We start from the raw sequence: 20,831 nt of genomic DNA, 5'->3' as shown, positions 1-20,831 counted from the left end.
GGATACCGTAAGGTGGTTTATTTCGCGAGTTCCAGGCCCTGAGTGGTTACGTAGTATTTTGCCAGCATGTTGGGTACTTCCCAATCGGGTAATTTACCGGCAGTGAGGTACCGAATATAGGCCTCGGTCACCTCCCGGAAATGATCTTCATGGCTGGTTCGAAATGCCTGTGGGATAACGATCCTCCAGGAAGCCTTACCCGGCACCTTCACCACGTCCAAGCCTGCAAATCTACCTGATAGTTGCTGTACTTGTTCCTGCACGGTACTTTCGAAAGCTTCGGTATCTACGCCTTCAACCGGTTCGATGTACAGTTCGGTTATATAATCCTGTTCGGCATCCTGGCGGATTATCAGGTTGGATTTGGTACCTCTCATGATGGAATAGTGGGTATCTGCAGAGCCTTCCGGAGCGATATAGTTCCAGATTACTGATACTTTGGCATGAATGCCGTTGATCTTGTAGCTTATTTCTCCATTGCCGTAGACCTTCAGGGTATCGTCCTCCACCACATTTTGCAGGTAAGCGGGATACGCATCCAGCCCCGTTGAGCGGGAAAACTGTTCGAGGGTCAGGTCGGTAGTCCATCGTTCGGCCTCCAGCATTTCGATATCGGTCTCGTAATTGATGATTTTTTCAGGAAAACTCTCCCACTGTACCAGGTCTACAAGGTGCGTCGTGACGTCCACAATGCCATTACCCTGCTGGTTTACGTCGTAAAACCAGGCTGGACGAATAAGGGGTTTGCCCGAAACCTGCTTGAAAAAGTGGTGTACGCTTTCTTTGGTGATGGCCGGATCGTCCAGACTGCCTTCCACCAACGTGCCAAACACTTCGGGAATCATGGAAAATTCTCGCTGAAGAATGGTGGAAATCTCAAATCGCTCCGTCATGATATCGTAGAGCAATACGTTATTTTCCTCAGCCGAGGCAAAGGCCTCCTTCAGCAATTCAAAACCAGCCACATCAATGGCCATGGGTTTGTCTGCCAGCACGTGAAAGCCGGCATCTACCGTGGCTTTGATATTCGCGGTCTTTTCCCGGTTATTGCCCGCCGTCACCATGACATTTCCTTTCCGTTCCCGAATCATGCGTTCCAGGAAATCGTCTCCTTTGTAAACATCCAATTCCCAGGAGGTGGGATTCTCTTCACGGGTATTGAAGCTTTCGATGGCCTGAAGGTAGGCTACTAGTTCCGGCCCATCAGGGGCATAGACATGGACTTTGGGGTCTACCTGCTCGTACATGGATTTTTTCACGAGGTGTGCGTGAAAATGCCCGGGGTCGAGTGTGAGCAGTTTGATTTCATTTTTCTCACCAGAAAAGGTTGTTTTCACTTCTTCTTCCACATTTTTTTCGTTGGTACATGCGATGGATAAAAGTAAAATTGAGGCAGCGACAGGTGACCAAAATTTACTATTGAACTTCATAGAGCGATTTTTAGAAATGTATGGATTAGTAATGGTTGTAGTTTGTTTAACCGATTTTTTTGACAGAAATGGATGACAAGCGCCGAATCTACGTCGAAAACGGCACCGAACTGAATAATGGACTAAAGATAAAGAATATCGCAAAAGAATAAAACATATATTAGCGCAATCGATTGCATTTGCTGGATTATTTCCTTATTATTCATTTTAAACGGCAATACGACTGTTTTCTAATTTTCGCTTTTCCGAAGCGCGCTAATGAAAAAAAAAGAAAAGATTACGATTCATGACATTGCCATGGAGATCGGGGTAACCGCATCTACGGTTTCCCGGGCATTGAATAACCATCCCCGAATAAGTCCGGCGACAAAGAAGATGGTGCTGGAAGCGGCTAAAGCTATCAACTACAAGCCAAACCGCATCGCCGCGGCGCTGCGCCATGGAAAGAGCAAACTTATTGGCATCATTGTTCCTACTATCAATCGTAATTTTTTCTCTTCCATCGTCCGGGGCATCGAAGAATACGCCAACGCACGGGATTACAAAGTAATGATCAGCCAATCCTACGACGATTACCGGAAGGAAGTAGAAACCATCGACGCGCTGCTGGACGCCCGGGTAGACGGCATCATGGTATCGCTGGGAAAAAACACCCATAGCTACGCCCATTTTGATGCCGTCCTTCAAAAAGGAATCCCCCTGGTGTTTTTTGACCGGACCACGGATGAGTTAACGGTAAATCAGGTGGTAATTGATGATTTTGCCTCGGCTTACCAGGCCACGCATCACCTGCTGGACCAGGGTTACCGGCACATTGCCCATTTTACCAGTCACATGAAAATCAAGATCTATCTGGAAAGACTGCGGGGCTACAGCCAGGCTTTGCGGGACTATGGTATACCTTTTGATGAACGATTGGTTGTGGAAAGCAACATGCAATTGGACGGAGGGCAAGAAAGCACCCGGTTTCTATTGGAACAGGGCCTTGGATTCGATGCCATCTTTTCGGCCAGTGACTACGCGATCGTGGGTGCCTTGCAGGAGCTAAAAAAGATTCAGGTAAAAATCCCTCAAGAAGTGGGACTGATCGGATTTAGCAACGAGCCCTTTACTGAATTTACCGAACCGGCCCTCAGCACCGTCGATCAGAAAGCCATTGCCATGGGACAGACTTCTGCTGCCCTCTTTTTTGAGATGATCGCGGACGATGGAAAGCCAAAAGCCATGGTCAAAAAAACCCTGGATGCCAACCTGATCATCCGCTCTTCTTCTAGCAGAATTAGCTAATTCCAACGTTAAATCACATTCGTATATTTCAACTTACTTATGAAACCATTACACAGAAAAAACATTCCTACCCTCCCACCGAGACCTTTAAAAATCGTGCAATTTGGTACAGGTAATTTTTTAAGGGGCTTTGCAGATTGGATGGTTGATCTACTTAATGAAAAGACGGCATTTAATGGAGACATCCAAATGGTACAGGTGCACAGCCGCAAGCCCGCTGCCGGCATAAATGCCCAGGATGGCTTGTATCACCTGCTCACGCGTGGCTTCCAAAAAGGCCAAACCATCGAAGAAAACCGGTTGATCCAATGCGTCCGGGGGGCCATTAATCCGTTCGTTGATTACCCGGCATTTCTGGCTTTGGGCAATGAACCTGACCTGGCCTTTGTTTTCTCCAATACCACAGAAGCGGGCATCTATTTCGACGAAAAAGACAAAGACCGCACCCTAACCCCCGAAGCCTTCCCAGGAAAGCTGACTGCCCTGTTGTACCAACGGTTTTCGCACTTTAAGGGCGATCCTAACAAAGGACTGGTGCATTTGCCATGCGAGCTGGTAGAAAACAATGGCGATAAGCTCAAAGAAAATGTCCTGCGCTATGCCCGGCTTTGGGAGCTGCCCGTAGCCTTTGAAAACTGGCTGGAAGCACACAATCACTTTTGCAACACCCTGGTGGACCGCATCGTGCCGGGCTACCCCGTCGAATCGGCCGCCCAGATACAGGAAACGCTTGGTTTTCGCGACGAGCAACTGGTGGTGGCGGAGCCTTTTCATTTTTGGGCAATCGAGGGGCCGGACTGGCTTCCCGAGGTCTTTCCTGCTGAAAAACTGGGCTTAAAGGTAATTCTGGTGAAGGATCTAAGCCCCTTTCGCACCCGAAAAGTCCGGATCCTGAACGGGGCCCATACCTGCATGGTGCCGATGGGGTACCTCCAGGGAAAGCGACTGGTCAAAGAAGTATTGGACGATCCTGAAACCGGACGTTTTATGGAATCCACCATTTTTGACGAAATCATCCCCTCCATGAATTTGTCCAGCGATCTGGTGGTACCCTTTGCCCACGATGTGTTGGATCGATTCAAAAACCCGTTTATCAAACACAAACTAATCGATATTTCTCTGAATTCCATCGCCAAGTGGAAGGTACGGGTGCTCCCCTCCTTATTGGAGTACGCCATCACCGAAGGTAAGTTACCCCTTCACCTGTGTAAATCCTTTGCAGCACTACTGGTGTTTTACCGGGGGCATTACAAGGGAGCCCCCATTCCACTGCGGGATCGGGAAGAAAACCTGCACTATTTCGATCAGCTTTGGAAGATTAAGACGCCGGAGGACCTCGTGGGCAGCGTGCTTTCCAGAATCGACCTTTGGGACCAGGATTTGAACCTCGTTCCCGGCCTTAGCGAACTGCTTATAAAAGAAGTAAAAGCCCTGCTTGCAGCAGAATGACAGGCAACCAAAAAAAGGCTTCCCCGGGTAAGGGAAGCCTTTTTTTAGCCCGAAAGCGATGCATCAAATGTATTGATTCAGGATATTTTCGTACATCTCTTGCTTGCCGCTGATCATCTCTGGTTCGCCGATTTCCAGCGCATGGGCTCTCAGATCCTCCAGACTAAGTTTACCCATTTCAAAGTCTTTGCCTTTACCGCTATCGTAGGAAGCATACCTTCTTTTTCGCAGCAATTGGTAATCGGATTTTTCCATGATCTCGTTGGCAATCAACAAGCTTCTGGCAAATGCATCCATGCTGCCCACATGGGCGTGAAACAAATCCTCCAGATCGGTGGAGTTTCTGCGAATCTTGGCATCAAAATTCACCCCACCTGTAGTGAAACCGGGACCTTGCAACAATACCAACATGGCTTCTGTTAATTCCTGCAAATTGATGGCAAACTGATCGGTATCCCATCCGTTTTGGTAATCGCCTCGGTTCGCATCGATGCTTCCAAGCAAACCGGCATCCTGAGCGACCTGCAGTTCGTGCTGAAAGGTATGGCCCGCTAGCGTGGCGTGATTAACTTCGATGTTAAGTTTGAAATCCTTTTCCAATCCGTAATGACGCAAAAAACCGACTACCGTGGCCGCATCGTAGTCGTACTGGTGTTTGGTTGGCTCCATGGGTTTCGGCTCGATGAGGAAGGTTCCTTTGAATCCCTGCTTGCGTCCATAGTCTCTGGCCATGCCTAAAAACTGCGCCAGGTGTTCCGTCTCACGTTTCATATCGGTATTCAACAGGGACATGTAGCCCTCGCGGCCACCCCAGAAAACGTAATTTTCTCCACCCAGCTCAATGGTGGCATCAATGGCGTTTTTGATCTGCGTAGCCGCCCGGCTCAGCACATTAAAATCCGGATTGGTGGCCGCCCCGTTCATATAACGGGGATGGCTGAACACATTGGCTGTGCCCCAAAGCAGTTTGATTCCGGTTTCCTGTTGTTTCTGTTTTGCATAGTCCACGATGGCCTCCATGTGCTTTTCATAGGTAGCGATGTCATCGCCCTCGTCGATCAGATCTACATCGTGAAAACAGTAAAAAGAGACGCCAAGCTTGCTGATAAATTCAAAAGCGGCATCCATTTTGTCCTTGGCCCGCTGGATCGGGTCAGCGGCTTTGTCCCATTCCCGGACCATGGTACCTGGTCCGAAAGGATCGTTGCCGGTCGCGCAGAAGCTATGCCAGTACGCAATGGCAAAGCGAAAGTGATCCTTCATGGTTTTCCCGTTAATGATCCGGTTTTCGTCGTAAAAGCGGAAAGCTAACGGGTTTTTAGAATCCCTGCCTTCAAATTTGATTTTTTCGATACTGGGGAAAAATGTTTTTGACATGGTAAACTATAGGTTAAGATATTTAAAATTCGTATTATTTGATTAGCTGATGCAGGCTCTGCTCCCAGCGTTGAAATACCTCCCGGTATGCTTCGCGTTTTTCTTGCTCAGGCTCCACCACTTGAAGTCGCTCCAAGCCCTCAAAGGCTTCGGCAGCATTGGCGTAAATGCCCCGACCAATTCCTGCACCCCGGGCAGCACCCTGGGCGCCATCGGTATCGTACAATTCCAGGGAGACCTCGTTCATGTTGACAAAAGCTTCCCGGAAGAGCGGACTTAAAAACATATTGGCTTTTCCTGCTTTCACTGTTTTGAGGTTTAGCCCCATGTTCTTCATGATTTGAAAGCCATAGGTAAGGGCCGAAACGATACCTTCCTGTCCGGCCCGCAATACGTGACGGTGATCGTGTTTGAGTAAATTTAGCCGGGATAAATGCGCTCCCACTTGCTTGTTCTCCATGATTCGTTCCGCTCCATTACCAAAAGGAATAAAACGTAGTCCTTCGGCTCCAATGGGCACCTGCTGCGCCAGTTGATTCATTTGCTCGTAGTTGAGTTGTTCGTTTCCCAATAGCTTTTTGAGCCAGCTGTTGAGGATACCGGTACCGTTGACGCAAAGCAGGACACCGTACCTGGGATCTTCCTTCCGGTGGTTGACATGCACAAAGGTATTGACCCGAGACTTCGGATCGTATACCGGCTGCGTACTCACGCCGTAAACGGTGCCCGAAGTACCGGCTGTGGTCGCCAATTCCCCTTCTTCCAGTACATTCAACGAAAACGCATTATTCGGCTGATCCCCAGCCCGGTAGGTAACCGGTATACCGGCATCCAATCCCAATTGCCGGGCCGCTGTCTCGGACAGGCTACCTTGATTTCCAAAGGAAGGAACCGCCTCCGGAAGCAGGGATGCATCCAGCCCGTAGTAATCGAGCAAGCGTTTGGAGAGACCATTGGTCGTAAAATCCCAAAACACCCCTTCGGAAAGTCCGGTTTCGGAGGTTTGTATTTCCCCGGTTAATTTCATGGCAATGAAATCACCTGGAAGCATGATTTTGTAAATGCGTTCGTACACCTGGGGTTCATTGTCTTTGACCCATTTCAATTTGGATGCAGTGAAATTTCCCGGAGAGTTTAGGAGGTGTTGCAGGCAATATGCTTCTCCCAGTTCCTCGAACGCCTGCCTTCCGATCCCTACCGCCCGGCTATCGCACCAGATAATCGCCGGACGAATGATTTCCCTATCCTTATCCACCAACACCAGCCCATGCATCTGGTAGGCAATGCCGATGGCGTTGATTTCACCGGTTTTTACATCGCCCTTCCGCAATACTTCCAGCGTGGTGGCCTGTATGTATTTCCACCAAAGCTCCGGGTCTTGTTCGGCCCAGTCTGGCTTTGGTGCATGAATGGTCATTTCTTCCTTGGGCAACCCTTCGGAAGCCACGACCTTACCGCTGTCTGCGTCCAGCAGCGTGGTTTTTACCGATGAACTTCCCAGGTCATAGCCTATCAATAATCGTCTCATGTGCGCTTTTATCGGTTAATAATTACCAGAATACAATGTAAAGGGCGGCGATGATTCCCGAAATCAAAATGGCGCCAATCTTAAACTTCGTACTGGTAACAAAGAGATCTTTGGTGATTTCAATTCCTTTGGGATGGTCCTTCCCTTTCCCTTCGTACAAGCTGATTCCAATGATTAACACCGAAATAATAAGAAACACCAGTCCCATCCGGTCAATAAACGGAATACCCGGAGTAAGGAATTTAAACGCCGTTGACAAAGGAATCGTCAATGCAGCCGCTGTAAGTGCCGCATTGGAAGTGGCCTTTTTCCAAAAGAACCCAAAGATAAAAATAGCGAAAACTCCCGGTGACACAAAACCCGTATATTCCTGAATGTACTGAAATGCCTGATCTAGTTCGCTCAGCGCAGGCGCGACGATAGCCGCAATGAAGAAAGCAACAATGGCTGTAATTCTTCCTACCCGTACCTGCTTGTTTTCGGATGCCTTTTCGTCAACAAAACTCTTGTAGATGTCCAGCGTGAAAATGGTAGAGGTACTGTTGGCCATAGACGCCAGCGAGGAAACAATGGCCGCAGTCAAGGCAGCAAAGGCCAGACCTTTCAATCCCGAGGGAAGTAGTTGCAGTAAGGTGGGGTAAGCCCGGTCGGATTTAATGATGCCACTTTCCGGGTCGGTCATCGAGGAGATAAAGCTGGTATCCAGCCCCTGATTGACAATAACAAAGGCTGCAATACCTGGGATTACCACGATCAGCGGCATGAGTAACTTTAAAAACCCGGCGAAAACCATTCCCTTTTGGGCTTCGTTGAGGGATTTCGCAGCCAGCGCCCGTTGGGTAATGTATTGATTGAAGCCCCAGTAATTCAAATTAATTACCCACATGCCCCCTATAAGAACGCTAATTCCGGGAAGATCCAGGTAGGCGTCTCGTTGACCGCCTGCCCCGTCCGGAATCATCATTTCTCCTTCGTTGATGATCATTTGAAAATGAGAAGGCGCTTCCCGAAGCAGGGAAGTAAACCCGGCGATCACGTCCCCGGAACCAACAATGGATAGGGCAAGGTAGGTCGTGGCTAATCCACCCAAAACCAGAAAAAACACCTGAACGACGTCGGTCCAGGCTACGGCTTTTAGCCCTCCATAGATCGAATACAGCATGGCAAAAACTGCCAGTCCCGCAATCCCATAGACGAGTGGTACGCCAAGAATTGTTTCCAGGCTCAAGGCACCCAAATACAGCACCGACGTAAGATTAACAAAAACGTAGACCAGCAGCCAGAAAACCGCCATCACTGTCCTGACGCGTGAATCGTAGCGCCGCAACAAAAACTGGGGCATGGTACTAATCCCTTCCTTCAGGTAAACCGGTAAAAAGAATATTGCCACAATGATCAAGGTGGCAGCGGCCATCCATTCGTAAGTGGATATGGCCAGTCCCAGGGCAAAACCGGAGCCGGACATGCCGATAAATTGTTCAGCAGAAATATTGGATGCAATCAAGGATGCCCCCACCGCCCACCAGGGCAGTGCTTTTGAGGCGAGAAAGTAGTCGTTGGAATTTTTTATGTGTCCCTTTTTTTCCCGGGACACCAGGTAGCCCATGGATAGGATTAGTAGGCAATAACCTGAGAAGATGGCCAGGTCTAACGCTGTGAAATTCATGAAGAAGTGGATTAATGGGTTTGGTCTTTTGTCAATTCATTGGGTAGTATTCGGAAAATTAAAGATGCAATATAGTCAAATAAGGTTTTTATAAAATTAAATTGATGCAGAAAGTGAAGCGGTGGAAGATGCTGGGATCGTTCCCTTCCTGTAAATCAATGACCGTTTAATCCAATTGACTGCCGCTTTGTGTGAGGCAGACCTTGCTACCTGTAAGGAAAACAGTATCTTTGACACATTAACCATTTTCAAACCTCCGCATCCCATGGAACCGAATTTGTCTACCTTTCGCTTGTTATTTTCCAGCCGCAAGTACCTATGGTCTCCACTGCTCTTTCTGCTTGGGGTAATCCTTACAGTAGCCTGCCAATCCAACCAAAAGGAAGAAGTGGATGCAGCGTCGGTTACACCAAGTAAATCGGTACCCAAAGTTGCGATTAACGATATAGAGGCCGGAATCAAGGCATACATCGATGCAAAAACAGCGGAAAATGAGGGGTATTTCCTGGTTAGAGACGAAGACAAGCTGCTACGTTTGCGACTGGTACGGGTACACACCGAATACCTGTCAAATCTAGGACCAAATAGCCATTTTGCCTGCGTGGACCTGGCCGATGTCAATGGAGACGTCTACGATGTGGATTTTTTTCTGGAGGGAAAACCCGGGGCAATGGAGGTGACCCAGACCTCGGTACACAAACTCAATGGAAAACCGTTCTACAGCTGGAAGCAGAAAGAAGACAAAACATGGTTCCGTCTGCCCATTGAAGAGGCAACCAACGAATTAATGGGCGTAATCGAAGGGGAGGACCGGTTTCAGTTTCATTACAAGGCAACCGTTCCGCAGCTTACAGCGGATGCAAAGATGTGGATTCCTATTGCCGTGAGCGATTCCTTCCAACGTGTGGAATTAGAAACCATGCAGGTGCCCGGAACCCACCGTTTGATAGAAGATCCGGTCAATGCAAATACCATCCTGTACATGGAACTGAATCCCGAACACAGCGGGCAGGAAATTGCGCTTACCTACCGTGTATCGCGTAAGGAGAAAGGTCCCTACGAAGAAAGCGGGCAGGTAGCTGACCGGTACCTGGCTTCCAACCGGCTGATGCCGGTGGATCGTAGGTTTCGGGAAATCGCCATGGAAGCGATTGGAGAAAAAAGAAACGATAGCCAGCTGATGAAAGCCCGCGCAATATACGATTACATTATCGACAACATGCGCTACGCGAAATCAGGCGAATACGGCAAAGGAGATGCCGTCTATGCCTGCGACACCAAAACCGGAAATTGTACCGAATTTCATTCGCTGTTTATTTCCCTGGCCCGATCCGTGGGCATTCCGGCTCGATTTTCCATTGGAGCGGCCATTCCTTCCGATCGGAACGAAGGCGGAATTGACGGGTACCATTGCTGGGCAGAATTTTATGCTGAGGGCAAATGGTGGCCATTGGACATCAGCGAAGGCAATAAATACACCGCATTGGCTACCTACTACTTCGGCAGGCACCCTGCTAACCGGATCGAGTTCAGTCGAGGAAGAGACCTGGAACTAACTCCCGGTCCGGAATCGGGACCCATTAATTTCCTCGCTTACCCGCTTCTAGAAATCGGGGGGCAACCTGCGGTAGCCGAGTCCTCCTTTTCGTTCACACGCCTTCAGTAAGAAAAAAGTGACGAACGGAAACAAGCAGAACCAGTCACTTTTGGAATAAAATTCCAACCGTGAGGGAATCATGCATGCTTCTATTCGTCACTCGCCCTTCCCCTTATTGATGGGGAATGAATTGGGTGGGAGGCACTCCGAAAGTTATTCCGGATGCTCGTCTCCGCCTTCAGGATGTTCTCCGCCTTCTTCTGCTGGATGCTCGGCATCTCCTTCAGGATGTTCCGCTGCCTCTTCGGTGCTTTCACTTTTCTTGTTACCACAGGAAGTAACGGTGGCAGAAAAGAAAAAACCCAAAAGCATCAGTAATAAGACGGTCGATTTCAAACGGTGTAAGAATTTCATTTTCTATTTGGTTAATGGTTTTACAACTCTGTAAAGTTACACTTTTTACAAAAGGATGCAATTTTCAAGGGGTAAAACCCCGGCATGTGGCCTACGCAAACTTGCAGACCCGCTAAATTGTGCGTATTTTAACCGTATATACCAAACCAACCCATTTTAGTACCCACTATTTACTAACCCATACTCCGAAAAATGGAAAAATTAACCCACAAAAAAAAGGTGATGGAGCAAGCCATTCGCTACCAGGAAGCCATTGTTGCAGATTTTAGAAACCGCATTCAGGAACTCAGAGAAGGTGAACAACAGACTCAGGATCAGTTGTATGAATACGACCAACAAGGACAGGAAGACGAAAGCGCAATTGTCATCAACCGCATTGCAGACGAGTTGAATTTTGTGATCGAGGAACTGGATTTTCTAAAGCAAATGAAAACCGCAACAAATCTTTTTGAGGAAGTTACGCTGGGAGCCATCGTAAAAACCGATAAAATGACTTTTTTTCTCAGTGTGAGCATTGAGAATTTTGAAGTTGATGGAGAAAATATTTTCGGCATATCCCGGAAAGCTCCCATCTATAAAGAAATGGTAGGCAAAAAGAAAGGAGATTCTTTTTCAATGAATGGCCGTACCTATACCATCCTGGACCTCTATTAGCCACTAGCAAGGCCTGTGGGAAGTGGTTTCCCCTACCTGATTGCTATTGCTAAAGCGTGAGATACCATCCAAATTTAAACCAGATGCGCTGCCGCAGTGCAGCATCGAAGAACCGGTCGGTTCGGTGATCGATACCGACCTGAAACTTCTGTCTGTTTCGCGACAAATGGCCCAGGGCCGCCACAAATCGGTTTTCCAGTCCGCTATCCCGGTCCTGATAGCTATAAATGAGCTCATCTGCTAACACGAGGTAATATTCTCCGGGGTCAACGGTCTGTCCCTGAAGCGCAATTTCGGCAGAAAGCTGGTACCGTAGCCGGTACTCAATTGCCTCTGCGGCTGCGAACGTCTGATCGGTTCGAATCCGATGCCCCAGGCGAAAGGTACTTTTACGTTGTAAAAAGGAAATCTGCTGGATGGTCCGGTGGCTGTCGTTGTTTCGGCCATCCAATCGAAATTGGTAGCCGCCGGTCAGGGAGACGAATGGGTTGATCGAAGTACCCGCAAACCCTTGAAAATCGGTAAGCACGTGCCGGTAAGCCCAACTGGCCTCATTTCCCTCAGGCAAGGAAGCCATGCCGTGTTGACTTTCAATTTTACCCGTTAACCGAAGTTTTTCGCTTGCCTTCACCCGAACCTGAAGCTCGGGGAAAAAGCCCAGATTGGTGAGCCGCCCTTGTGCCATGCCCTGATGGCCCACTATCATCCCAAAAATAACTACCAGAATATACCGCATCAAAAGAACAGGTGATTGGTGGAGGGTATGGCAATTTCTCTCCGACTTAGCAAGTTTCCGTTTTCATCAAACAGACCCTCCCAAAGTTGTTTACTGGTTTCATTTTCGCCGTAAAATTCAATTTCGTACCGGGTCGTTGCTGTTACAAAATCCGAATTTTTCACCGAATCCTTCAAGTCCTCAGGCGCTCCAGTGTATTGTACCTGAATTTTTTCAATCCGGTATTTTTTAAACGTGTCATTGAAATACCTACCGATTGACTCCCGTGTAGATTCGGGTAACGCTTCCCAGGTGGTTTGTACTTCTATGTCTTCTATCCTGCCAGATAGGTCAAATTCCACGCTGTGGGTCGCTCCTCGGAACACAAACTTGGCCTCATAGCTACTTTTCCCGGAGGTTTCTTCAACATACCATTTCACCTTACGTGGCGATCCAAACGCCTCGTACAGCCAATCTTTGGCCGCTTCCGGCACTGTCCCGGGCTTGATGCGAAATTCCCGCTCAATTTTCTCCTGCCCATATAACGTAAGGGATGAGAACCATACAAGACCGGTAACGACCAGCCATCTACTTATCCAAGTCATCGTTTGTCGCATGCATATTTAGTTAGATTCCCGCGCATGCCTCGGATATATCGACCCAAGGAAGCGTGGATGCGCAATTCGGCCTTTCGCTACCTGTCAAAAAGAAACTACCACCGAATGATCCCCGCCTGCCCCACAGATGCTCTTTTTCGGAAGAATCATCGATCAACATAAAATAGGCAAGGTAAATTTTTTTTTACGAAAAGAGCCGTTGCGGTGTACACGTCCATTGTCCCCCACGCTTCCTTACGATGAAATGCGAATGTGGTTCGGTGAAATCGGTCCGTCGCATTGCATCGGGCGAACTACCGCATTTCCCCATCCGAATCGGTACGCCAACCGCACACTGCCATCCCGCTTTTCATTCCTCATATTCGTGAGAAAGCGGCACCAGGCGTGCGCTCAAGTCCGGCGTTTCCATTTCCGGATCAAACGGGAACATGGGTCGGTTGATTCGCTTAAACTCCAGGCGTTCCAGGTCCTGATCGACACCTCCCGGGGTAAGTGCCATGATCCAGTCGGCTCGCATGTCGTACAGTTCTGGAACGAGGTAACCGATCTTTACCACCACAATATCCGATTCCCGGGGGTTTAACCCCAGATTGGTGAAATCACTTTCCCGATGGTAGGGTTTGCGCTTTGCGGTGACGATCACCCGGACACTTCCTACTGCCACCACTACTTCCGTTTCCGCATTTTGATCACCCTGTTCGATGGCCGTTACCGTTCCACTCAAAGTGATCGGGGGAGAGAAACGGTCGTCTACGGCCGCTCCCACTTTTGCGGTTACCTGACCGCCCACACCCACTTCCAGAGCGGCATCCACCAGTTCCGGACCCGGAATAGAAGCATAGATCAGCGAGGGACCATCCGGCGATTGGAACTCAGGCCTGGCTAGAATCTCCCGAAGGGTCCAGGTCACATCGCCTGCGCCTCCTGCTGTGGGGTTATCACCCATATCGCTGATCATAAATGGCTTTTTATCACTCGCTATGGCCATGTCCAGGCTTTCGCGAAGGCTTGCTGTAGGAGCAATGAATTCAAACGCAAACCGTTTTTCCCAAAAACTTGCGGCCAGTTTTTCCGCCGTTTCGGTAACGGTAGACCGATCATCCCCCGTCACCATGACCACCGCATGGTTTCTGGGTTCATCCGCCCAGGCATAGCCCACCCATATCGCCGCATCGGTCACACCTTCCTGATCAGCAGCAGGGTACACCTCCGCATACAACGCCTTTCCGGGGTCCACCCGGGTGCTGGTCTTTTCTCCGGGTAGCAGGATGGGAACCGGTATCCAGGCCTTGTAGGCTGGTTTTCCCATTCCCGACTCCAACCTTTCCAATAGATTATCCACGGCCCTTTTTTTGGATTCCAGGGCATCTTCGTGAGGAGCCATCCGGTAGCAAGTGATGAGATCGGAATGCGCAGCAAGGCGCCAGGAAACATTGCCATGCAAATCCATGGAAGTGGAAATTATGGTTTCTGTACCCACTACCTCGCGAACTCGTTGGATAAAATCTCCTTCCGGATCATCCAGGCCTACCACACTCATGGCTCCATGGATATCAAAAAACAGGCCATCGTAGGGAAGGTTTTCCCGGAGCCGATCGAGGGTTTCTCCAACCAGGGATTCATAGGCCTCGCGAGCCACGATCCCCCCCGGAATGGCATGTCCGCGCAGGGTTGGAAACCAGGTGGCCCGGGAACGATTCAGCGAATCCTCGTGCATAAAGGGATAATACCCAAACACCTCATCCCCTCTACGGGCATGAAACGCGTCCTCTTGTGTCACCGCCGGTGAAAAAGTGCTGGACTCAATCGCCAAACCCGCGATGGCAATTCGTGGTAAATTCGCAGATTTTTCCTGGATTTGGGAATCCCCGCTTCCACATGCCCCCAACGTCAACGCGTACAGGGCCAGGTAAAGTAGGTGAAAAAAAGCGTGCTTCGTGGTCATAATTCGATTCATTACAGATAACTTGATAAAATACGCAGGCTACTATTGGGTTCAAGCGTTCTAAACGGTAGGTCGGTGGAATCGCCTGAGCGGCTGATCCCGGTACTAGTGTTGCTTCGGTAGTTTCTCGAGGATTTCCCTCAGCAAATGATTTTGCTCTTCCTTCAGGTCGTTGTGCCTTTTGGCCCACCTGAAAACCAGCACAAAAAAGACCAGAAGTAGCAGCGAATAAAAGGCGGAAATAAAAACCATGAGCAGAAATGATTTGGTGAAACTAGCTTTCAATCATGAAATAACCAAAAAAACGGTTTCTTCAATTTTTTTTTGCAATCTAATGAAAGTAACTGGCTTTTTGTGCCAATTTGTGGGTAAATTAAGCCTGTTAACTACAAATTACTTTTATCAAGTAAACCAAGGTGTTAGCCATGACCCTCAATGAGCGTAATCCCAGTGCTTCTACGCATTGGCAACATCAACTGGATCGATTTTGTAAACAGGAAAATCTAAAAGGACTCATCCTTTCCCTGTATCAGGAAAGAAAGGATCCGATCGCCTGGATCGGGGCATCTGGAAACCTCAACAAACGGCAACCCTATTTTATTAGTGGCCTGGCAAAACTCCATATCGCTGCTTTGCTGATAAAATTAAAGATAAGAGGTAAGGTGAATCTGGATGAGCCGTTTAGGCAGTATTTGACCGGACCGGAATACGCCGGTATTGGCCGCCGGCGAGGTACCGACCGTACGCCGACGATCACGCTGAAACAACTGCTGACCCATCAGTCCGGATTACCGGATTACCTGCAGCTGCCCATCGGAGGAGAAAAAAAATTAAAAGACGAACTTTTTTCAAGAAATGACCGGGAATGGACCTTTGCTGAAGTACTACAGGTAGTTCGGAATACCTCTTCCTTATCCCGGCCGGGTGCTTCCCAAAAACCGCACCCCTCCGAAACCAATTTCCTACTATTGGGAAAGGTAATCGAAGAAGTGACCGCCCTTAGCCTGGAGGGGGCTTTGGAAACCTTTCAGACCAAACCCCTGGCCATGACGGAGACGTATGTTTACAAAGACCCCTACGATCGAACGCCCACTCCCTTTTACAACGGAAATGAAGCCGTTCAAATCCCGCGGGCCATGGCCTCATTTGGAGCCGCAGGGGGCATGGTTAGTACGGCACAGGACTGCATGAACTTCCTCAAATCGTACCTACACGGGAAATTCTTCCCTCCCAGCGAGTTAGACGTGATCTTTGACTGGCAGCGAGAATCCGCATCCCTGTCTCATGGCCTGGGTATCTGCCGCTACCAAAAGCCTTGGTATATCCTACCATGGGGGAAATCACAGGCGATCATCGGACAAACGGGAATCACCGGCGCTTTTTCCTTTTTTGTCCCGGACCGCCACCTGTATTTGACCGGCACGGTCAATCAATCAGACAGACCGCTCCTTCCTTACAAACTCGCCCGATTTATTCTCCATGCGCTGAGCAATACGAATCAATCTCCGGTGATCACTTAAGCCAATCCGGCTTGGTGGTATCAATGGATGCCTGAAGTTGATTCAATAGATTATAAAGACCGAAATAGGTCCGATTGATGTACAAGCCATGCCGGGAACCTCGTGCCTGTTTCGATTTCCTGAACATTTTGTCGTTCGATATTTTGTCCCCGAGGGCAAAAATCTGCTGGAAATACGCATCGTCTGCGAAGTCAAATCTTTCTACATGAAACGGCTTGCCTAGCAGCGAAATCATTTCTTTGAAGATGGCCTTAAAATACAGCTTCTCTTCCTCGGAATCTTTGTCACTAATAAACTCCAGGTTGTAGAAAATTTGATTCAACTCGTCTTCCCGTATGAGAAGGTCCTTTTTTATTAAGGAGAAATAACCTTGATAGAAGTCCTCTGGAATCACTTTGACACATCCAAAATCGATAACTGCCAATTGGTTTCCCTCCTGAATGATGAAATTACCCGGGTGGGGATCGGCATGCACCTGTTTCAATTCGTGCACCTGGTGGTGGTAAAAATCCCAAAGGGCCTGCCCTACCCTGTTTTTTGCGGCTTGATCGGGCTGCGTAGCCAACCACTCCTTCAGGTGCAGTCCTTCCATCCAATCCATGGTAATGATACGCGAACTGCTCAGTTCCTCGTAGTAGTTGGGGAAATTCAGATCGGCAATGTGACCGCAAGCCTTGGAAATTTCCTTGCTCCGCTTCACCTCCAGTTCGTAATCTGTCTCTTCGAGTAATTTTTCCTCCACCTCTTCCATGTAGTGGTCCAATTCCCGCTCGTTCATGTTTAAAAGGCGGAGTGCGAATGGTTTTACCAATTTAAGATCGGACTTTACGCTGGAAGCCACGCCCGGATATTGGATTTTTACTGCATATATTTTTCCATCTTTCGTAGCCTGGTGCACCTGGCCAATGGAAGCCGCGTTGACAGCAGAGGGAGTGAAGGTATCGAAAAGGTTTTCCGGTCCGGTTTTAAAATATTGCACAAAGGTTTTTACCACAAGGGGATAGGACAAGGGCGGCGCGCTGTATTGGGCCATGGTGAATTTGTCCTGGTACGCCCGTGGCAACATGTTTTTGTCCATGGCCATCATCTGGGCCACTTTCAAAGCACTCCCCTTTAGCTCACTTAATGAAGCATAGATATCGGTAGCATTGTCCCGGTGCAAGTCGTCCTTATTCAGGGAAGGATTGACTACCTTTTTTGCATAATGCTTCATGTAGTTGCCCCCAACCCGCGCACCGGTACTGATAAATTTGGCAGCCCGCTGTACCTTGGAAACGGGAATACTTTGCTGTTCTTTTAGTTTCTGAGTCATGGTCTCTACCTGGATTGAAATAAAAATTTGGCAAAATCCACGAAACTATCCACTGCGGACTTTCCCATTAGATCAAACGCCAGATTTACTGATTTTTCGATGGCCGCATCGGTCTTTTCGAATGCTGGAGAGTCATCTTTCAGCCAAAATCGAAACAGAAAAAGCACCTGAAGCCAAAGGGCTTCGTCGTACCGATCCGACAGGTAGGGTCGCTCGGCAATTTCCTCGGTCTCCTTGCCCTCAAGTATCAACTCATTAACAAAATCCTTAAAACTACGCTTAAATTCTTTCAGCTCGGTCGGGAAATTTTTATCCTTGAATGCAGTATCTCCGTAGACAGCCAGTAAATAGGAGCGCCTGCTTTTCAATTCTTCCACCCAGGTAAAGTAAAATCCAAGTAGCTTTTCACGGGTAGAATACGACTTGTAAACTTCCTGACTTTCCAGGTTAGCGAGTGTGGCCTCGTAAACGCGAGCCCAAACAGCTTTTTTGATGGATTCAAAATTGCTGAAGTGATCGTAAAATGCAGCTTCCTGCATTTTCAATTCCTTGGTGAATTTAAAAACCGACGCCGGTTCGTTGCCTGTCTCTAAAATATGGTTGATGTACGCATCAATTATCTTATTCTTTTCTGTCTTTTGACTTTTTGTTTTTTCTGTCATTTCCTCGTCATTAATGTACTCCAGGAAAATAACACGTTCGGGGTCCAAGAGGTTTGTTAAAATGTGTAAATAATTTTATCGGGCACCCAAACAGGTTTGGTGAATTAATTGATCCGATAGATTTGTTTACCCAACGTGCATCCAATTCGGGTTTTTTTTCGTTAATGATGGGGGAAAATGAAAAACAGGTTATGGTGTTGCTAGTAAGGAAATATTTTCTTGGGCTTTTTTTGGGACTTTCGGTGTTCCTCGTTTCCTGCAATCGGGAATTTGAAGAAATGCCCAGCAGTGAATCGCTGGTCAAAGAGGCAATTTTTGAAAGCATGCAGGAATGGTACTATTGGAACGACCGTTTGCCAGCAACCATCAATTCGGGCAGTTACCGGAGCAACGATGACCTCCTGTACGATCTCATGTACCTACAACTGGACCGTTGGTCCTATCTGACCACACAGGAGGAATTCAACAAGGCCTTTACCGGTCAAAATGCCGGACATGGATTTGGTTTTGGTCTTGGCGAAGATGGGAAACTGTACGTGTCGTTTGTCTACAAAGACTCACCAGCCGGATTGGACGGCTGGGAACGCGGCTGGGAAATCATTGAAATCAACGGGAAACCCATCGAATCCTACCGCTCGGCGAACGGATACAATTTTGAGTTGGGGGAAAGTACACCGGGAGTTACCAACACCTTTACGTTCAAACTACCGGACGGCAGTACCACTACCCGAACAAATATCAAATCCGAATACCAGGCGAACTCGGTTCTTCACCGAGAGGTATTGGAAACCGGAGGCAAAAAAGTAGGCTATTGGGTGTACAATAGCTTCAAGGTAAGCCCTGGTGTCAGCCCCAACCGCAGCCTGGAGGTGGAAGAAACGCTTTCCTATTTTGAATCACAAGGTATAGACGAACTCGTTTTGGATTTGCGGTACAATGGCGGTGGTTCTGTGGATGTCGCAGAACAAATCATGAATGCGCTCATACCTGCTTCCGAAGACGGAAAACTCATGTATACCAATGCCCTAAACGCGGAAAAAACCAATTTTAACGAGACCTTTCGGTTCAGTAAAACCGGCAATCTGGAATTAGATCGACTGCTAGTCATCACCTCCCGCGGCTCTGCCTCTGCAAGCGAGCTAATCATCAACTGTTTGGATCCGTACATGGACGTCATTCTGGTAGGAGAAAACACCTACGGCAAGCCCGTTGGCTCTTTTCCCCTATCCCAATTTAACGAAGTGCTGTCGCAAAACCAGGTGGAATTAGTCCCCATTACGTTTGCTATCGCCAACGCAAATGGAAATGCTGCGTATTACCAGGGTTTTCCGGTAACCATCCCTTCCAGGGACAACCCCGCCTTTAACTGGGGCGATCCGAAGGAAGACAACCTGGCAAGTGCACTTACCTACATTCAATATGGGGGCAGTGCGTCAAACAACCGACAGCGATTTCAGCCATCTACCTGGCAAATGATTGACAGTTTTACCGGTCTGGAGAAAGAATTTCCCGTTTACTAGGCTGTTTTGTTTTTTGTCATTCGTCTTCTTTAAGTTAAATCTACCGTAAACCGCCGACTCTTCCTATGAAAATACTGCCCATTGGTTCGTTTCAATTGTTCACGAAAGGATTGGCTTTTTGCCTGCTTGTTGCCGCTTGTTCCCCACCGTCGGCCGAAAATCAGGTGAATAAAGGGCCTGGTACCCTCGCTTTCGGTTCATGTAACCGGCAACACCTGCCACAACCACTTTGGAAACCCATCCTGGAAGAAAAGCCAGATGTCTGGGTTTGGTTGGGAGACAATATCTATGCGGATACGCACGATATGCAGGAAATGGCTGCTAGTTACGAAATGCAATACCAGCAGCCGGACTATCAGAAGTTACGGGTAACTACCCCGGTCGTGGGCATATGGGACGACCACGATTACGGGATCAACGATGGCGGCAAACACTACAGCCAGAAGGACTCCAGCCAGCAATTGTTGCTTGATTTTTTAGAGGTGCCAAAAGAAAGCCCCAGAAGGTCTCAAAAAGGTGCCTATGCTGCGCACACGTTTGGTTCCGGTGATCGGAAAGTAAAACTACTCCTGCTCGATACACGTTACCACCGGGATACGCTTCTAAAAGTCAATGGCAGCTATGTTCCGAATGAGGAAGGAACCCTCCTCGGAGAAGCCCAATGGAAATGGTTGGAAGAGGCTTTGGAGAAGACCGATGCCGCCATCCACATCCTCGCCTCGGGCATTCAGTTTCTGCCGGAAGAACACCGGTTTGAAAAATGGGCCAATTTTCCAGCCGAGCGTCGGCGATTGCTGGCGCTAATTGAAAAAACGAACCCCAGCGGAGCGGTGTTGATAAGCGGGGACCGGCACATTTCGGAGGTATCCAAAATGACCTTAAATAACGGCTACCCCCTTTATGAAATCACCAGCAGTGGGTTAACCCATGTGTATTCGGACTACTCGGGAGAACCAAATCGATACCGACAGGGGGAAGTCATCCATGAACTCCATTATGGGCTGCTGACGATCGATTGGGAAGAGAAACGGATGAAATTTCACATAAAAGGAGTAGAAGGACTGGCGCTACTGGAACAGGACATTTCGTTTTAGCAAGGGCAATTTATAGAGAAATATACAGGCTAATTTCGCAACAA

At 48.4% G+C, this 20,831-nt stretch carries 18 protein-coding genes; 7 read left to right on the top strand and 11 right to left on the bottom strand.

Annotated features, from left to right (window positions below; translation table 11 throughout):
• Positions 1 to 17: 17 nt before the first annotated feature.
• A complete protein-coding gene (locus BMW71_RS00115; protein WP_092167829.1) occupies positions 18 to 1,430 on the bottom strand; it encodes a putative oxidoreductase C-terminal domain-containing protein in 1,413 nt (470 codons plus the stop codon).
• A 258-nt stretch (positions 1,431 to 1,688) separates the two neighbouring features.
• Here BMW71_RS00115 and BMW71_RS00110 point away from each other — a divergent pair, with 258 nt between their 5' ends.
• Together BMW71_RS00110 and BMW71_RS00105 are read left to right on the top strand one after the other, a co-directional pair.
• Positions 1,689 to 2,717 carry a LacI family DNA-binding transcriptional regulator gene (locus tag BMW71_RS00110; protein WP_092167826.1) on the top strand — a complete coding sequence of 343 codons (1,029 nt, stop codon included), beginning with the start codon at positions 1,689 to 1,691 and terminating at the stop codon, positions 2,715 to 2,717.
• Positions 2,718 to 2,756: 39 nt separating this feature from the next.
• Positions 2,757 to 4,166, top strand: a complete 1,410-nt coding sequence (locus BMW71_RS00105; RefSeq protein ID WP_092167823.1) for a tagaturonate reductase — start codon at positions 2,757 to 2,759, stop codon at positions 4,164 to 4,166.
• A gap of 63 nt (positions 4,167 to 4,229) precedes the next feature.
• On the opposite strand, the gene xylA is transcribed toward BMW71_RS00105, so the two are convergent.
• Genes xylA through BMW71_RS00090 form a run of 3 tightly spaced genes read right to left on the bottom strand, consistent with a single transcriptional unit; the run spans position 4,230 to position 8,737 of the window.
• Entirely contained in the window at positions 4,230 to 5,543 is a 1,314-nt protein-coding gene (gene xylA / locus BMW71_RS00100; RefSeq protein WP_092167821.1) for a xylose isomerase, read from the bottom strand.
• Between the two features lie 34 nt (positions 5,544 to 5,577).
• Entirely contained in the window at positions 5,578 to 7,071 is a 1,494-nt protein-coding gene (locus BMW71_RS00095; RefSeq protein ID WP_092167818.1) for a xylulokinase, read from the bottom strand.
• Positions 7,072 to 7,093: 22 nt separating this feature from the next.
• On the bottom strand, positions 7,094 to 8,737 hold the full coding sequence (locus tag BMW71_RS00090) for a sodium/sugar symporter (RefSeq protein ID WP_092167815.1): 1,644 nt from the start codon (positions 8,735 to 8,737) through the stop codon (positions 7,094 to 7,096).
• A 265-nt stretch (positions 8,738 to 9,002) separates the two neighbouring features.
• On the opposite strand from BMW71_RS00090, the gene BMW71_RS00085 reads away from it, so the two are divergent.
• Positions 9,003 to 10,403 carry a transglutaminase-like domain-containing protein gene (locus BMW71_RS00085; protein WP_092167813.1) on the top strand — a complete coding sequence of 467 codons (1,401 nt, stop codon included), beginning with the start codon at positions 9,003 to 9,005 and terminating at the stop codon, positions 10,401 to 10,403.
• A 144-nt stretch (positions 10,404 to 10,547) separates the two neighbouring features.
• Here BMW71_RS00085 and BMW71_RS00080 read toward each other — a convergent pair whose 3' ends face one another.
• Entirely contained in the window at positions 10,548 to 10,748 is a 201-nt protein-coding gene (locus tag BMW71_RS00080) for a hypothetical protein (protein ID WP_092167810.1), read from the bottom strand.
• 192 nt (positions 10,749 to 10,940) lie between these two features.
• On the opposite strand from BMW71_RS00080, the gene BMW71_RS00075 reads away from it, so the two are divergent.
• Positions 10,941 to 11,402 carry a hypothetical protein gene (locus BMW71_RS00075; protein ID WP_092167808.1) on the top strand — a complete coding sequence of 154 codons (462 nt, stop codon included), beginning with the start codon at positions 10,941 to 10,943 and terminating at the stop codon, positions 11,400 to 11,402.
• A 49-nt stretch (positions 11,403 to 11,451) separates the two neighbouring features.
• Here the strand turns inward: BMW71_RS00075 and BMW71_RS00070 are convergent, their stop codons facing one another.
• The 4 genes from BMW71_RS00070 to BMW71_RS23635 form a co-directional block, all read right to left on the bottom strand.
• Positions 11,452 to 12,138: a DUF2490 domain-containing protein gene (locus BMW71_RS00070; protein WP_092167805.1), complete on the bottom strand. Its 687-nt coding sequence runs from the start codon at positions 12,136 to 12,138 to the stop codon at positions 11,452 to 11,454.
• Entirely contained in the window at positions 12,138 to 12,722 is a 585-nt protein-coding gene (locus BMW71_RS00065) for a hypothetical protein (protein WP_143057506.1), read from the bottom strand. Before BMW71_RS00065 ends, BMW71_RS00070 begins: the two co-directional genes overlap by 1 nt.
• Before the next feature lie 361 nt (positions 12,723 to 13,083).
• Positions 13,084 to 14,679 carry a M81 family metallopeptidase gene (locus tag BMW71_RS00060; RefSeq protein WP_092167800.1) on the bottom strand — a complete coding sequence of 532 codons (1,596 nt, stop codon included), beginning with the start codon at positions 14,677 to 14,679 and terminating at the stop codon, positions 13,084 to 13,086.
• Between the two features lie 105 nt (positions 14,680 to 14,784).
• Positions 14,785 to 14,931, bottom strand: a complete 147-nt coding sequence (locus tag BMW71_RS23635) for a hypothetical protein (RefSeq protein WP_154856440.1) — start codon at positions 14,929 to 14,931, stop codon at positions 14,785 to 14,787.
• 173 nt (positions 14,932 to 15,104) lie between these two features.
• Here BMW71_RS23635 and BMW71_RS00050 point away from each other — a divergent pair, with 173 nt between their 5' ends.
• Positions 15,105 to 16,199, top strand: coding sequence for a serine hydrolase domain-containing protein (locus tag BMW71_RS00050; protein ID WP_092167795.1), 1,095 nt, complete (start codon positions 15,105 to 15,107; stop codon positions 16,197 to 16,199).
• Here the strand turns inward: BMW71_RS00050 and BMW71_RS00045 are convergent.
• Positions 16,192 to 17,511 (bottom strand): ABC1 kinase family protein, encoded by a 1,320-nt coding sequence (locus tag BMW71_RS00045; protein WP_092167793.1) that lies wholly within the window; start codon positions 17,509 to 17,511, stop codon positions 16,192 to 16,194. The genes BMW71_RS00050 and BMW71_RS00045 overlap by 8 nt on opposite strands.
• Before the next feature lie 5 nt (positions 17,512 to 17,516).
• On the bottom strand, positions 17,517 to 18,173 hold the full coding sequence (locus BMW71_RS00040; protein ID WP_092170055.1) for a TetR/AcrR family transcriptional regulator: 657 nt from the start codon (positions 18,171 to 18,173) through the stop codon (positions 17,517 to 17,519).
• Between the two features lie 191 nt (positions 18,174 to 18,364).
• On the opposite strand from BMW71_RS00040, the gene BMW71_RS00035 reads away from it, so the two are divergent.
• Positions 18,365 to 19,693 carry a S41 family peptidase gene (locus tag BMW71_RS00035; RefSeq protein WP_092170053.1) on the top strand — a complete coding sequence of 443 codons (1,329 nt, stop codon included), beginning with the start codon at positions 18,365 to 18,367 and terminating at the stop codon, positions 19,691 to 19,693.
• Between the two features lie 65 nt (positions 19,694 to 19,758).
• On the top strand, positions 19,759 to 20,787 hold the full coding sequence (locus BMW71_RS00030) for an alkaline phosphatase D family protein (protein WP_092167790.1): 1,029 nt from the start codon (positions 19,759 to 19,761) through the stop codon (positions 20,785 to 20,787).
• Positions 20,788 to 20,831 lie beyond the last annotated feature (44 nt).

It is taken from the genome of Cyclobacterium xiamenense (genome assembly GCF_900109255.1).
Classification (GTDB): domain Bacteria; phylum Bacteroidota; class Bacteroidia; order Cytophagales; family Cyclobacteriaceae; genus Cyclobacterium; species Cyclobacterium xiamenense.
Note: the sequence above shows the minus strand (reverse complement) of the source record. Positions and strands in the feature narration are given on the sequence as shown.

Bases quoted from the DNA above. Each gene is read 5' to 3' on its own strand.
- BMW71_RS00080 (WP_092167810.1), bottom strand. From the start codon at position 10,748: ATGAAATTCTTACACCGTTTGAAATCGACCGTCTTATTACTGATGCTT.
- BMW71_RS00090 (WP_092167815.1), bottom strand. From the start codon at position 8,737: ATGAATTTCACAGCGTTAGACCTGGCCATCTTCTCAGGTTATTGCCTA.
- BMW71_RS00095 (WP_092167818.1), bottom strand. From the start codon at position 7,071: ATGAGACGATTATTGATAGGCTATGACCTGGGAAGTTCATCGGTAAAA.
- BMW71_RS00110 (WP_092167826.1), top strand. From the start codon at position 1,689: ATGAAAAAAAAAGAAAAGATTACGATTCATGACATTGCCATGGAGATC.
- BMW71_RS23635 (WP_154856440.1), bottom strand. From the start codon at position 14,931: ATGGTTTTTATTTCCGCCTTTTATTCGCTGCTACTTCTGGTCTTTTTT.
- BMW71_RS00070 (WP_092167805.1), bottom strand. From the start codon at position 12,138: ATGCGGTATATTCTGGTAGTTATTTTTGGGATGATAGTGGGCCATCAG.
- BMW71_RS00050 (WP_092167795.1), top strand. From the start codon at position 15,105: ATGACCCTCAATGAGCGTAATCCCAGTGCTTCTACGCATTGGCAACAT.
- BMW71_RS00085 (WP_092167813.1), top strand. From the start codon at position 9,003: ATGGAACCGAATTTGTCTACCTTTCGCTTGTTATTTTCCAGCCGCAAG.
- BMW71_RS00045 (WP_092167793.1), bottom strand. From the start codon at position 17,511: ATGACTCAGAAACTAAAAGAACAGCAAAGTATTCCCGTTTCCAAGGTA.
- BMW71_RS00115 (WP_092167829.1), bottom strand. From the start codon at position 1,430: ATGAAGTTCAATAGTAAATTTTGGTCACCTGTCGCTGCCTCAATTTTA.
- BMW71_RS00065 (WP_143057506.1), bottom strand. From the start codon at position 12,722: ATGACTTGGATAAGTAGATGGCTGGTCGTTACCGGTCTTGTATGGTTC.
- BMW71_RS00040 (WP_092170055.1), bottom strand. From the start codon at position 18,173: ATGACAGAAAAAACAAAAAGTCAAAAGACAGAAAAGAATAAGATAATT.
- BMW71_RS00030 (WP_092167790.1), top strand. From the start codon at position 19,759: ATGAAAATACTGCCCATTGGTTCGTTTCAATTGTTCACGAAAGGATTG.
- xylA (WP_092167821.1), bottom strand. From the start codon at position 5,543: ATGTCAAAAACATTTTTCCCCAGTATCGAAAAAATCAAATTTGAAGGC.
- BMW71_RS00060 (WP_092167800.1), bottom strand. From the start codon at position 14,679: ATGACCACGAAGCACGCTTTTTTTCACCTACTTTACCTGGCCCTGTAC.
- BMW71_RS00105 (WP_092167823.1), top strand. From the start codon at position 2,757: ATGAAACCATTACACAGAAAAAACATTCCTACCCTCCCACCGAGACCT.
- BMW71_RS00075 (WP_092167808.1), top strand. From the start codon at position 10,941: ATGGAAAAATTAACCCACAAAAAAAAGGTGATGGAGCAAGCCATTCGC.
- BMW71_RS00035 (WP_092170053.1), top strand. From the start codon at position 18,365: ATGGTGTTGCTAGTAAGGAAATATTTTCTTGGGCTTTTTTTGGGACTT.